The sequence below is a fragment of the Millisia brevis NBRC 105863 genome (assembly GCF_001552615.1).
In the GTDB taxonomy this organism is placed as follows: domain Bacteria; phylum Actinomycetota; class Actinomycetes; order Mycobacteriales; family Mycobacteriaceae; genus Millisia; species Millisia brevis.
In genome coordinates this window covers 27,264-39,475 of record NZ_BCRN01000025.1, presented here as the reverse complement: position 1 = coordinate 39,475, position 12,212 = coordinate 27,264, and the positions used below count along the sequence as shown (strand labels likewise).

The 12,212-nt window shown below is 70.3% G+C and carries 10 protein-coding genes and 1 pseudogene; 1 reads left to right on the top strand and 10 read right to left on the bottom strand.

Annotated elements, in window-relative coordinates:
• Positions 1–59: 59 nt before the first annotated feature.
• The 3 genes from mftG to pdxR all read right to left on the bottom strand — a co-directional run bounded on the left by mftG (position 60) and on the right by pdxR (position 4,765).
• Positions 60–1,523 carry a mycofactocin dehydrogenase MftG gene (gene mftG / locus MB1_RS23295; protein ID WP_084352540.1) on the bottom strand — a complete coding sequence of 488 codons (1,464 nt, stop codon included), beginning with the start codon at positions 1,521–1,523 and terminating at the stop codon, positions 60–62.
• Between the two features lie 3 nt (positions 1,524–1,526).
• Complete coding sequence (gene mftF / locus MB1_RS23290; RefSeq protein WP_066913225.1) at positions 1,527–2,924, bottom strand: mycofactocin biosynthesis glycosyltransferase MftF; 1,398 nt, start codon at positions 2,922–2,924, stop codon at positions 1,527–1,529.
• 236 nt (positions 2,925–3,160) lie between these two features.
• Positions 3,161–4,765 carry a MocR-like pyridoxine biosynthesis transcription factor PdxR gene (gene pdxR, locus MB1_RS23285; protein ID WP_245650325.1) on the bottom strand — a complete coding sequence of 535 codons (1,605 nt, stop codon included), beginning with the start codon at positions 4,763–4,765 and terminating at the stop codon, positions 3,161–3,163.
• Positions 4,766–4,821: 56 nt separating this feature from the next.
• Between pdxR and MB1_RS23280 the strand changes: the two are divergent.
• A pseudogene (locus MB1_RS23280) lies at positions 4,822–5,691 on the top strand (DMT family transporter); the annotation flags it as partial.
• A gap of 35 nt (positions 5,692–5,726) precedes the next feature.
• On the opposite strand, the gene mftE reads toward MB1_RS23280, so the two are convergent.
• The 7 genes from mftE to MB1_RS23245 all read right to left on the bottom strand — a co-directional run bounded on the left by mftE (position 5,727) and on the right by MB1_RS23245 (position 12,210).
• On the bottom strand, positions 5,727–6,413 hold the full coding sequence (gene mftE / locus MB1_RS23275) for a mycofactocin biosynthesis peptidyl-dipeptidase MftE (RefSeq protein ID WP_084352536.1): 687 nt from the start codon (positions 6,411–6,413) through the stop codon (positions 5,727–5,729).
• A complete protein-coding gene (locus tag MB1_RS23270) occupies positions 6,410–7,075 on the bottom strand; it encodes a MadR family response regulator transcription factor (protein WP_066913220.1) in 666 nt (221 codons plus the stop codon). The genes mftE and MB1_RS23270 overlap by 4 nt, the downstream gene beginning before the upstream one ends.
• Positions 7,072–8,535 (bottom strand): MadS family sensor histidine kinase, encoded by a 1,464-nt coding sequence (locus MB1_RS23265; RefSeq protein ID WP_084352534.1) that lies wholly within the window; start codon positions 8,533–8,535, stop codon positions 7,072–7,074. The genes MB1_RS23270 and MB1_RS23265 overlap by 4 nt, the downstream gene beginning before the upstream one ends.
• On the bottom strand, positions 8,532–9,734 hold the full coding sequence (locus MB1_RS23260; protein WP_066913217.1) for an iron-containing alcohol dehydrogenase: 1,203 nt from the start codon (positions 9,732–9,734) through the stop codon (positions 8,532–8,534). Before MB1_RS23260 ends, MB1_RS23265 begins: the two co-directional genes overlap by 4 nt.
• A 66-nt stretch (positions 9,735–9,800) precedes the next feature.
• The gene (locus MB1_RS25845; protein WP_066913215.1) at positions 9,801–10,205 is read right to left on the bottom strand and encodes a hypothetical protein; all 405 of its coding nucleotides are present in this window, start codon (positions 10,203–10,205) and stop codon (positions 9,801–9,803) included.
• On the bottom strand, positions 10,202–11,413 hold the full coding sequence (locus MB1_RS23250; protein ID WP_157084316.1) for a hypothetical protein: 1,212 nt from the start codon (positions 11,411–11,413) through the stop codon (positions 10,202–10,204). Before MB1_RS23250 ends, MB1_RS25845 begins: the two co-directional genes overlap by 4 nt.
• Positions 11,413–12,210: a DUF8017 domain-containing protein gene (locus MB1_RS23245; protein WP_157084314.1), complete on the bottom strand. Its 798-nt coding sequence runs from the start codon at positions 12,208–12,210 to the stop codon at positions 11,413–11,415. The genes MB1_RS23250 and MB1_RS23245 overlap by 1 nt, the downstream gene beginning before the upstream one ends.
• Between the last annotated feature and the right edge of the window lie 2 nt (positions 12,211–12,212).

The following is a 12,212-nucleotide window of genomic DNA, read 5'->3' as shown; positions in this document are numbered from 1 at the left end:
TACCACTGTAACCGAGATCACACTCCGGTGTTCGGTTACCCTCACCCGACGGTAGTGAATTAATCAACGGTAGCGGATTCTCCGTGTACATCCTCGAGAAGCAGGTCACAGGCCCGATCGGCGAACATGATCGCCGTCGCGTGCGGACCGCGCGTCGGGATCTCCGGGAAGGCCGACGTATCGATCACCCGCAGCCCGTCGACGCCTCGAACACGGCAGCGCGAGTCGACCACGGCGCCGGGATCGTCGTCGTCGCCCATCCGGGCACCGCAGGATGCGTGCAGCGACATTCCGATGCGCCCGCCGGCTCCCTCGGACGCTCCCAGCCGCGCCGCCAGGTCCCCGATCGCGGTCTCGCGCCGACCGATCGCGGCCAGTCGGTCCCTATCGCCGCGCAGGTCGTAGTCGACCCGGGGAGCGGCGCTCGGATCGGCAGCATCGAGGTGCAGCGTCCCGACGGTGTCGGAGCGCATCAGGGCGATGCCGACATGTCGGCGCCGATCGTCGACACCGGGAATGAAGGCGCCGAAGCCGGCGGCATAGGGCCGCACCTCGACCCCGTCGAGGTGAGCGACCACCTCGAGCAGGCGGTCCGCGTGGTCGACGGCGAGCTCATCGGTCGGCAGCATCAGTTCCGGGTGGTCGCGAATCCCGCGCCCGACCCCCGGTAGATCGACGACCGGGTCGGCGCCGATCCGGGCCACCTCGGCCGCCGGTCCGACCCCGGAGAGCAGCAACAGCTGCGGCGTGCGCACCGCCCCCGCGGCCAATACGACAAGATCCGCCGCCACCTCCTCGATCGCCCCGGCGGCGGTCCGCAACCGCACACCCCGGGCGCGACCGTGGTCGATCCGAATACTCAGCACGGTGGTGCCGGTGCGCAGTCGGATCGCCTCGGGCACCCGAATGTCCTCGGTGCCGTTACCGAAATATCCTGTCGCGGTATCGATCCGGTATTCGGCACGGATATTGCCCGGCACCGGACCGAAGCCGACCTCGACGTGCATGTCGTTCAGATCGGCGAGAGCCGCCAGCCCGGCCCCCGCGAAAGCGGTGACCGCGGCGCGGGTCGGCGGCGCGTACCGGTCCGCCCGAGCCCGCCGTACCGGGATCGGACCGGCGTCGCCGTGTCGCGGATCGCCGGGGAAGTCCAGGTCGTGTTCGATTCGCCGGAAGGCGGCCCCGACCACCTCCGCCGACCACTCGGGGCCGGGCCAGCGGGTGTAATCCGTGAGCCGACCCCGTATGAAGTAGCCGCCGTTGACCGCGCCGCTGCCCCCGAGCACCCGGCCGCGGGTGACGACGCCGTCCGCGCTCGCGGAGCCGTCGGCCCCGGCGTGGATGTGAATCCCGATCGGATCGATCAGTGTGCTGTCGGGGCCGATCGGCAGGGTGTTCGCCGGCAGAGCCCGGGCTCGGTCGGGTCCGGCTTCGATCAGGACCACCTCGACGCCCGGGGTCGCCGCGCAGCGGGCGGCGACCACACAGCCGCAACTGCCCGCCCCGACGACAACGACGCGCAAGCGTCAGCCCTGCAGAATGGGGCGGAGCGCCCGGGTATCGCGCTCGGCGATCACGCCCTGCCACAGGCCCGCGCCGTAGGCGAGGTCGGCGAGCCGCCGATAGAGCAGATGCGAGATCGGGCCGGGGCCCATCGGGTCGTTGCGTTCGAACCAGTCGACCAGCCCCTCGACGATCGCGATGGTGACCACGGTATTGCGCACCCGCGTCGAGAGCAGCATCGCCAGCAGCGTCGCCGGCCAATACTCGCGTACCAGCGCGATCGCGACCCGCCGGATCGCACTGGCCACGCCGGTGACCGCCAACTGCGCGGCGAGTCGATCGCGACCCTCGACGTCGGCGAAGGTCGACCGCAGCCGGGTGAAGACGAACACCATCGACGCGGCGGCCGCGACCAGTCCGACCTTGGACAGGGTCAACACCAGGATCGCGGTCGCCAGCAGCGAGCGGGACATCGCGATCGGGGGGACCTTGCCGGGATGGCGGGCCGCGAGGGTCGCGGTGCTGGTGCCGTAGAACACCCGTCGGGAGAACCAGGCGCCGATGCGGATGCGGTGCTCGTGCTCGACGGTCGCCACCGGTTCGTAGCGCAGTCGCCAGCCGGCGTCCTGCATCCGCCAGCACAGGTCGACGTCCTCGCCGACGTGCATCGACTCGTCGAAGCCGCCCTGCTCGCGCAGCGCGGCGGCGCGCACGACCACGGCGGCCGACGGCACGTAGGGCACGCGGCCGCCGGGGCGCACCATCGACTCGTGCCGTCCGAGATCGAGCGAGGAGCACATCTGCTCGTATCGGGCCAGCTGGGAATGCGCAGGGCCGTAGCCGACGATGCGCGGGGCGACCATCGCGACGGTCGGATCGCTGAAGTGGCTGGACACCACCTCGAGCCAGCCGCGGCGGGGGACGACATCGGAGTCCAGGAAGGCGACGAAGTCCTGTTCCACCCGGGCGAATCCGGTATTGCGTGCGGCCGCGGGGCCGCGGGAACGCTCGTGCCGCACCACGGTCAGGCCGGCGAGGCAGTAGGCCGATTCGTCGAGGGTCAGCGGGACATCGGAGCCGTCGTCGACGACGACGACGCGCAGGCCGCGCAGGTGCCGCAGGAGGCGGTCGACCCCGGCGGCGTTATTGCGCACGGGGATGACGACGGAGATATCGGTGACCGAGGGGGTGCTCATCGGCCGGGGATGAGCCAGACCGGAATCCAGCAGGGTCCGGGCGACACCGGCGGTCCGCGCATCGGTGACCCGCAGATAGCCTTCGCCGATCATCTCCGCGGCGGCCGGCGCCAATCGCAACATCCGCTTGGGAACGCCACCGACGAGAACCGTGCCGCCGGACAGCGTGACCGCTGTCGGCTCGACCCTCACCCCAAACCCGTCGGGCAACCGAGCGTTGTGCATTGGTGAATCGTAGCGACTCCGGGCGGACTTACCGGAAAAGTCCGCGATCAATCGGTACATTCTCCGCTTCGGCGTTTCACGGACGGATCGAAAGGGCATTCCCGCCGCCTTCCGGTGAACGGTCGCATCCGGGCCGCCGATCGGCCGTTCGGTCGTCTCCGGCGCTCGTTTCGGGACCGCCGGTTCACCGGGCGGTCACAGATACCGCGAGAGCCGGATCACGCCTACGGGAATGATCACAGTCCGGCAGATTCCGGTGCGCCGATCGGTTCGGCTCCGCGCCGGTCGGCCGGTCCGGGTCGGTCGGCCGGTCCGGGTCGGTCGGCCGGTCCGGGTCGGGACGCGATACCACCTGCTGCCATCGCACACCCGATCGCCGCGACACCCGCCTCGAGCCGGGTCGGACCGTTGGCCGCATAGCCGATCACCAAACCCGCCGCACCGGGGGTGCAGCGGTGCATCGACAGCGGATGTACCCGCACCCCGGCCGCCGCGCAGCGGCGCGCGATCTCGTCGTCCGCGCCGGGGTCGAGATTCGGAAACGTCACCACCACATGCAATCCCGCTTGAATACCGAAGACATCCGCGTCCGGCAGCGCCGCCCGCAGCGCCCGGACCATCACGTCGCGACGCCGGAGGTGACGCGACCGCAGACGGCGCAGATGCCCGTCGTAGTCACCGGAGGCCAGCATGGATGCCAGTACCAGCTGAGCGAGCCTGGGGCTGCCGATGTCGAGCGAGAATTTCAGGTCGACCAGACGATCCCGCAGGGCCTTCGGGGCGACGATCCACCCCAGCCGCAGCGCGGGCGCGAGCGCCTTCGAGACGCTGCCGACGTGGATCACCGCCTCGTGTGCCAACCCCTGCAGGGCACCGACCGGCGCTCGGTCGTAGCGCATTTCGGCGTCGTAGTCGTCCTCGATCACCAGGCCGCCGGATCGCGCCCAGCGCAGCACATCCTCACGGCGATCGGCCGCCAATACGGCGCCCATCGGGAATTGGTGCGCGGGAGTGAGCAGAACGGAGTCGACATCGGCGGCGCCCAGGCGGTCGGTGCGCATTCCCGACCGATCGACGGCGACCGGGACCGGCGCGATCCCCCACGCCCGCAGGTGCTCGCGGGCGCCGACCGAGCCGAGATCCTCGACGGCCATCCGCGTCCGACCGTCGCGGCCGAGCAGGATCGCGATGATCGACAACGCTTGTGCCACACCGTTGACCACCACGATGTCCGCCGGGCTCGCGCGCACGCCGCGCACCCGGGTCAGCCGGTGGGCCAGCTGTTCGCGCAGCGCCGCCGTCCCCTGCGGATCGACGTAGCCGAGTTCGCGCGCCCCGGCCTCGGTCAGGACGCGACGTTCGTGCCGCAGCCAGGCCGCGCGCGGGAAGGAGGACAGATCCGGCAGCCCCGGCGACAGGTCGATCTCGACGCCCGCCTCCGCGTGGGGCAGCAGGGATCGGTGCACCGCGGTGGTCCCGCCCGTGAAGCCGCGGGCACGGTCGTGCGGGGCGTTGTCGATCGCCGGAATGCCGGTATCCGCGTCGCCGGGCGCACCGATCGCATCCGACCCCGCGGGCCCTCCGATCACGACCGTCCCCGCGCGGGTGCGTGCGGCGATCACCCCTTCCTCGGCCAGCCGGCGGTAGGCCTCCACGACCACTCCGCGGGAGATTCCGAGCTCCCCGGCGAGCGTTCGCGTCGGTGGGAGGCGGTCGCCGCGACCGAGCCTGCCGTCGACGATCGCGGTGCGCAGTGCGCCGGTGAGCCAGCCGGTCAGGTCCCGCTGCGGCGCGGCGCGCGCATCCAGCTGGAGGAAGTCGACTCCGCCGCGGGTGGTCATTTGGTCCATGACTTCCTCTCGGAATTGGCCCTTCCGTAGGACCATACGACGGACCGATGGTGGTGGGCATGACATCCGCAGTCACCGCCGTCCCGTCGCCCTCCCCCATGCTTGCCGGGCTCGGCGGCGCCGTGGCCATGGCATGTGTCGGGGGCAGCGCCGCGGTCTCGGCGATGGTGGCGGACGGCCCGGTCGCCACCACCCAAGCGGTGCGCTACGGCCTGGCCGCCGCGCTCCTGGTGGGGGTTACCCGCATCGCGCGGGTGCCGATCCATCGGCCGCGCGAGGCGGAGTGGGGATGGCTGCTGGGCGTCTGCGGATGCGGGCTGGTGCTGTTCAACATCGCCCTGGTGATCGGCTCCCGACATGCGGAGCCCGCGGTGCTCGGGGTCGCGGTGGCGGCCGTACCGGTGATCCTGGCGGTCGGCGGACCGCTCCTGCAGGGGCTGCCGGTCAGTGGTCGACTGCTCGCGGCCGCCGGCGTCGTCACGGCCGGCTCGGCGCTGGTCCAGGGCGTCGGCGATTCCGATACGATCGGGCTACTGTGCGCAGCAACGGTCTTCGCGACCGAGGCGGGCTTCACCCTGTTGGCGATTCCGCTGCTCGGGCGGCACGGCCCGTTCGGGGTGTCGGTGCACACCACCTGGATGGCGGCGCTGACCTTCGGTATCGGCGGGGTGATCCTCGACGGTCCGGGGGCGATCACGCGGATCCGACCGGCCGAGTGGGTGGCGATCGGCTACCTGTCGATCGCGGTGACCGCGGTGGCGTTCGTGCTCTGGTACGCCTGCGTCGCCCGCCTCGGCGCCGCCCGCGCCGGCCTGCTGGCCGGGCTGGTGCCCGCGGCGGCGGCCCTGTCGGGGGTGCTGCTCGGTCGAGCGATGCCGGGGCCGGGGGTGTGGGTCGGCATCGCCGTGGTCGCGGCCGGCATCGCGCTCGGCTGCACCGGCGCCCGCACCGATCAGCCGAGCCGGCCCGAGGTATCCGGGAGCCACCGATCGACCCGGGCGATCAGATCGTCGCGCATCGCGTCGAGGATCATCCGTCCCTCGTCCGCGGTCGCCGCGGCGGGATCGCCGAGGACACCGGAGGGCGAGACCGCGCGCACCCCCTCGGTCCGCAGCCGCGGCAACAGTTGCGCCAGCGGGGTCGACACCGGTTCGACCGCCCGATAGTCGCCGACGACGTCCGCGTCGAGGTGCAGCAGGATCGAGGTCTCGGTTCGGCCCGCGTGCGGGTCGGCGCCGGCGTGGGCACACGGGGACCAGGCGACGTCGCGGGCCTCGTAGCGCAGCAGTTCGGTGGCCGCCCGGACCGCGGGGATGTTCCCGCCGTGGCCGTTGACGAACAGGACGCGGTCGGCCCACCGGCAGACCGACCGCCCGTACTCGACCAGCACCATCTCCAGGGCGGCCGCGCCGATCGACACCGTGCCCGGAAAGTCCTCGTGCTCACCGCTGTTGCCGTAGGCGATCGCCGGGGCCAACCACGCGTTCGGCACCTGCCGGGCGACGGCGACCGCGATCCGCGTGTCGGTATCGAGCGGCAGATGCGGGCCGTGCTGTTCGAGCGACCCGACCGGTACGACCACCAGGGCGTGCCGGCCGGTGGCGGTCGCCGGGACCGCCCCGAGTCGATCCGCGGTCAGATCAATCCGCCCTTGCTCGCGGCGTAGACCGCCTCGGCGCGCCGGCTGACGCCCAGCTTGCGCATGATGTTGCTGACGTGGAACTTGACCGTCGTCGCAGAGATGAACAGCTGGGCGCCGATCTTGTTGTTGGACAAGCCGTTCGCCAGCAGGCGCAGCACTTCGAGCTCCCGCTCGGTCAGCCGGCCGCGGTCGTCGGAGGGGCCGTTGAGCGAGCGCACCACCGCCGCGGCGCTGCGCGAGTCGAAGGCGCTCTCGCCGCGCGCGACCGCCCGGATCGCCCGCACCAGCTCGGTGGTGTCGACGTCCTTGATGACGTATCCGCGGGCGCCCGCGTGCACCGCGTCGACCACCAGGTGGTCGTCGAGGAAGGTCGTCAGCACCAGCAGGCCCATGGTCGGGTAGGCCCGGGCGAGCCGGCGGCAGACCTCGAGGCCCTCGTGTTCCGAGCTGGCGGACAGCTTGAGGTCGAGCAGGGCGACGTCGGGCCGCAGATGTGCTGCCGCGGCCAATGCCTCGTCGGCGTGGGCGGCCTCGCCGACCACCTCGAGGTCGCTCTCTGCGTCGAGTACCGTGCGCAAGCCCTGTCGCAGGATCGCGTGGTCGTCGACCAACAGCAACCGCACGGTGTCGGTCTTGGCGGCATCCTCACGGACGGTCATCGTTGTCTCCTGCCGGACGAAACATGTTCTCTTGGGACCGATCCCTCGCCGGCCTGCCCCTCGAATCCGGGGGCGGGCGACGCGGTCCCGGCGCCGGCGACGGTAGCGGGCACCGTGGCCGATGGGGGCGCGGGGGGCGTCGACGTCGACTGCGGTTGCTCGCCGCCGGCACCCTCCACGGCCTCGGCGACCAGGGGGATGCGCACGCGGATCCGCACGCCACCGAGGCGGGATCGGCGAATCTCCAGGCCGCCCCCCAACTCCCGGCTGCGGGTGGCCATATTGCACAGACCGCGGTGGTGCCCACCGGAGTCCACCCGATCTCCCATGCGCAACAGTTTGCGCAGCCGGGCGGGGTCACCGTCACCGTCGTCGTCCACCGCCAGCACGACGTGGTCGGAGCGGTACGTCAGCCGCAGCACCGCCGAGGACCCACCCGAGTGTGCGGCGGTGTTGAACAGCGCCTCGCCGGCGATGCGCAGCAGCCCGTGATCGGCGCCGGCCGGGAGATCGACGGGCGTGCCGTTGACCTCGAAGGACACCGACAGGTCGTCCGGCTTGTGGGCGACGGCCAACTGCCGCAACATCTCCGGCAGGGACGAGCGATTGTCGTCCGCGGAATGCTCCAGCGCGTAGATCGCGGCCCGCAGCTGCTCGACCGCCGTGCGCGTCAGATCCTTGGCCAGGTCGAGGCGGTCGTGCCACTCCTCCTCGGTGATCTGCCGACGCAGGACCTCGACCTGCATGCCGGCGGACAACACCGTTTGGGTGACGCTGTCGTGCAGTTCGCGGGCGATGCGATGCCGTTCCCGGTCGAGGACGTGGCGACGGCCGGCCGCGTCGAGTTCCCGCTGGGTCGATTCGAGCTCGAGGTTGCGGGACGCCAGATCGGCGGCGGTCCGCTCCGCGTGCTGGAAGAGCGACGAGTTCTGCAGGGCCACAGCAGTTTGCGAGGCGAGAATAGTCAGCACGGTGTGGTCGGTCGCATCGACGGTGCGCGATGCGGGCGTCCACGCCGCGAAGGCGCCGACCGTGCCGCCGTCCAGGTTGATCGGTACGACGACGTGGTTCGGCTCGATGAGTTCATCGGCGACCGCCCCGGTGCGCAGGTCGTCGAGCAGTTCGACCACCTCGCCGGGCAGGGGTGGCCCCTCCATATCGCCGACCAGGAACGGCGTGGCATCCGGCCCGAGAACGAGCCGGCGCAGACCCGTATCGGGCAGTGCCCCGTCGGCGAGCGCGAAGATCACCCAGCGGGCGCTCAGATGCGCGCGGGCGGCCTCGGCCACCGCGCAGATCAACGTCTCCGGACCCTCGACGGTGCGCACCAGCGCCCGCGAGATCAGCTCCAAGGCGGCGACCACCCGTTCGAGCCGGGCCGATGCGCCGCGATATTGGGGATAGAACGTGGGCTTACCGGAGCGCAGACCGGTCAGCTGGGCGAGATCGGTCGTCCTCACAGCGCCGCCCGGAAGACATCGGCGATCTCGGACACGGTGCTCGGGCGTGGGTTGGTCGCCATGCAGGCATCCTCGAGTGATTGTTTGGCCAGTCGATCGATGTCGTCCACCCGCACACCCATCTCGGCCAGACCGGTCGGCACCCCCACACTCGCGGCCAGTTGGGCGATCCGGTCGGCCACCAGCACCGCGGCTTCCGAGGCCGGCATCGACGGCTCGGCCAGGCCGAGGCTGCGGGCGATCGGCAGATAGGGATGGGGGTCGTACTCGGCGTTGTAGCGGATGACGTGCGGGAGCAGAACGCCGTTGATCTGCCCGTGCGGAAGGTCGAGCATGCCGCCGACCTGATGGCTCATCGCGTGGGCGGCGCCGAGGATCGCGTTGGTGAACGCCAGGCCGGCGTCGAGCGCCGCCTGAGCCATCACCGTGCGGGCGGCCATGTCGTTCGGATCGTCCAGGGTGCGCTCGAGCGTGTCGACGACCGCGCGCACCGCCCGCAACGCGTGATGGTCGGTCAGCGGGTTGTGGGCCAGCGAGACGACCGCCTCGACGCCGTGGGTCAACGCGTCGAGGCCGGTGGCGGCGCTGAGCCAATCCGGCATGGTGACCAGCAGCTTCGGGTCGATGACGGTGATATCCGGGACCAGGGAGCGGCCGAGGATCGTCATCTTGATGCCGCGTTGCGAGTCGGTGATGATGCAGAACTGGGACACGTCCGCACCGGTACCGGCCGTCGTCGGCATCATCACCAGCGGTGGGATCGGGCGCGACGCCTGATCGACCCCCTCGAAGTCGAGAATCTCGCCGCCATTGCCCGCCAGAGTGCCGATCGCCTTGGCGGCATCCATCACCGAACCGCCGCCGAGACCGACCACGACATCACATTCGCGGTCGCGATAGACCTCGAATCCGGCGGCGACCTCGTGATCCTTCGGATTGGGCGTCAAACCGTCCCAGATGATCGGTTCGAGGCCGCAATCGGCCAACTCGGCCGCGACCACGTCGACCCAACCGGCCGCCGCGATCCCGGGGTCGGTAACCAACAGCGGCCGCACTCCACCCAGACGCAGAACGGCATGCGCCGCCTCGGGCGTCGCACCGGGCCCGAAGACGATCTCCGGGGCGTGGAATTTCACGACCCGATTCAGGGTCGACGCACGCGCCGCGGCAGCATCACCGACGACACTCTCCACGGACATGTGACCCAGCTTACTGCGCTATTCGGACTGGAGTCCTGCCCGATCGGTCAGGCGCCCGATCGGGGGTCACGAACCCCGCCGTTCGACGGGATCGACCCACGTCAACCGGTATGGTCGCCCGACGTCGGGGTCCGGGTCCCGCTCCCGCAGGGATGGCCGCAGCGCCCACTCGAAGTTCGCGGACCGCCGGATCGCGTCGACCTCCGGTGGCAGCGGCCGGCAGTCGTGTTCGATGTCGTCCCACTCGGACTCGCCGCGCTCGACGCGCTCGGCGAACGCACGCAACTGCGGTCCGGCGTCGGGCAGTTCCGCGAGCCGGCGCAGATAGTCGGCGTCGACGACGATCGGCTTTCCGCGCTCGCGCTCGGCGCGGGCGGTCAGGGTCGCGAGGTCGTCAGCGGCGCGCTCGACGATCCGATAGGCGCGGGCCATCTCCGGCGGCAGATCCGCCGGGTCGAAGCGGCCGGTCACGTCGCGTCCTGCCAGGGCTGCGTGCCGAAACCGGTCGTGTACGGCTCGTCGGGCGCTTCGGCGATGTCGATGGCCCCTTCGCCGCCCGCCATCACCGTCTGCACGATCCGGGCCTTTTCCGCCGCCTCGCCGATGGGCTCCAGGACCGGTGACAGCTTGTCGCGGACGAACTGCTCGGTGCGCTCGGCGGGATCGGACAGGAAGTCCAAAGCGGTCCGAATCGAGTCGACCACCCGCTCGATGGACTCCTTGAGCTCCATCGCCCGGTTGTAGGCGTTGTGGAGGATCTGGGCGATCTCGTACACGGTGATCGTCGCACCGACCCACCCGGACAGTCTCTTGAGCACCAGGCGGACGGCCTCGTAGCCGTTGTCGACCTCGACCAGGCGCGCCAGTTCGTCCTCGAATGTCGAGATGATGTGACCGATGCCGTCGCGGATCTTGTCGGCCGCGAGGTTGAGCATCATGTCGATCATCTCGCCGACCGGTTGCTCCGCTCGAATCGCCTTTTCGACCAGCCCGGCGTGCTCGGTGAACGCCACCGCGGCCCGCCCGTCCCAATGCGGATCGACCTGCCGAACACCCGCCGCCAGGTTGTCGGCGCCGACCCGCATCGCCTCCCCCGCGGTGGCGTAGGCCGCGCCGACCGACCGCAGGACATTCCAGTTGCCGCTGATCGGCAGCATGATCGTCTGGACCGGGCTGCGCCCGATGGTGTCCGCAATGGCACCGTCCACATCGCCGAGCCAATCGGTGGCGTCGCGAATCACCTGGGCCAGATCGTCGGCCGGCGGGTCCGGCGCGGGGAGCGTGGGCTCCTCGGCCCGCGAGTACGCGGCCGCCGACGGATAGTTTCTGGCGCGCCCCGGTTCCGGCACGGTGGAGGACCACTGCCCGTCGGGATGGACGATGTTGAGGTTCAGCAACTCGTAGTTCTCTGCCTCCGAGGTGTCATAGAGCCACGCGGCGCGGTTGAGTTCGATACCGATGTCCTCGCATTCAAGGACGCGGTCCGCCAATCGATCGGACGCAAGGGTGCAGTACGCCGACAGGACCGATGAGGCAGACCGGAGAATCTGGCCTTCCGATTCGTAGTACCCGTACTCGCGCACGTACGTCGCGACCGCACGAATATCGCCGCCGATCTCGGTGGCCAACTTGCTCAGACCAGCAACCTCCCTCGGACTGCCGCGAAACTCCTGGAGCATCAGCTGGTCTCCCGCAAAGAGGAAACAATCTCGTCCACAACGCTTTCCGGAAACTCACGGTCGACACCGATCTTCCGCTCCGCCACGAATACAACCGTTTCGGCGCCCGCGTATCCACGCAGGGCGACGACGTCGAAAGTCTCCGACGTCGGTGTGCACTCGTCATCGACAGGAATATCGTCGATAAGCGCGGTGTACCGTACGGCAGGTTCGCCCGACGCTGTGGTCAACGAGACGGGCCCCTCGATCCGAACCGACCCCGCATGTGCCCAAATCGCTTCCGCAGTCCGCGCATATGTCAACGCGGCCTCATCGAGAGGTAGAGCGTTGGCCCTCCGCATGGCCGTCCGCACGGTCGAGTTGTCGTTCAACGGACAGTACCCGTCACCACCGGTCGCAATTCCGTTGTACCGCGAGTCGGTCCCGTCGGGCCAACTGGTGACCGCGCCCGACCCGGCATACCAATCGGCCGGAACGCTGTACGAGATCCCGTAGATCGTATTGATCGTCCGCAAGCCGCCGCTGGGCTCCGGATCGGGCGGCAGGTCACGAAGCTGGCTCGTAGGGAACCCGAGCGGCGGGGTGTAATCCGGCACGAGCTGCGGCCTCGGCTCGAGCGTCGGAAAGAGCTCCTCGGTGAAGCCCGCGCCCGAGGCCGCGATGTCATCACCGGCGGCTGCGCTGCCCCGGTTGGTCAGCCAGACGAAGCCGCCGAGCACGACCGCGATGGCCACCAACGAACCGACCATCCGCACGATCACCAGAACCAGACGCCCACGCAATGTGGTCGTATCCACCC

Coding starts and splice junctions, on each gene's coding strand:
- MB1_RS23270 (WP_066913220.1), bottom strand. CDS start 7,075: ATGACCGTCCGTGAGGATGCCGCCAAGACCGACACCGTGCGGTTGCTG.
- pdxR (WP_245650325.1), bottom strand. CDS start 4,765: ATGACCACCCGCGGCGGAGTCGACTTCCTCCAGCTGGATGCGCGCGCC.
- MB1_RS23250 (WP_157084316.1), bottom strand. CDS start 11,413: ATGCTCCAGGAGTTTCGCGGCAGTCCGAGGGAGGTTGCTGGTCTGAGC.
- mftF (WP_066913225.1), bottom strand. CDS start 2,924: ATGCACAACGCTCGGTTGCCCGACGGGTTTGGGGTGAGGGTCGAGCCG.
- MB1_RS23260 (WP_066913217.1), bottom strand. CDS start 9,734: ATGTCCGTGGAGAGTGTCGTCGGTGATGCTGCCGCGGCGCGTGCGTCG.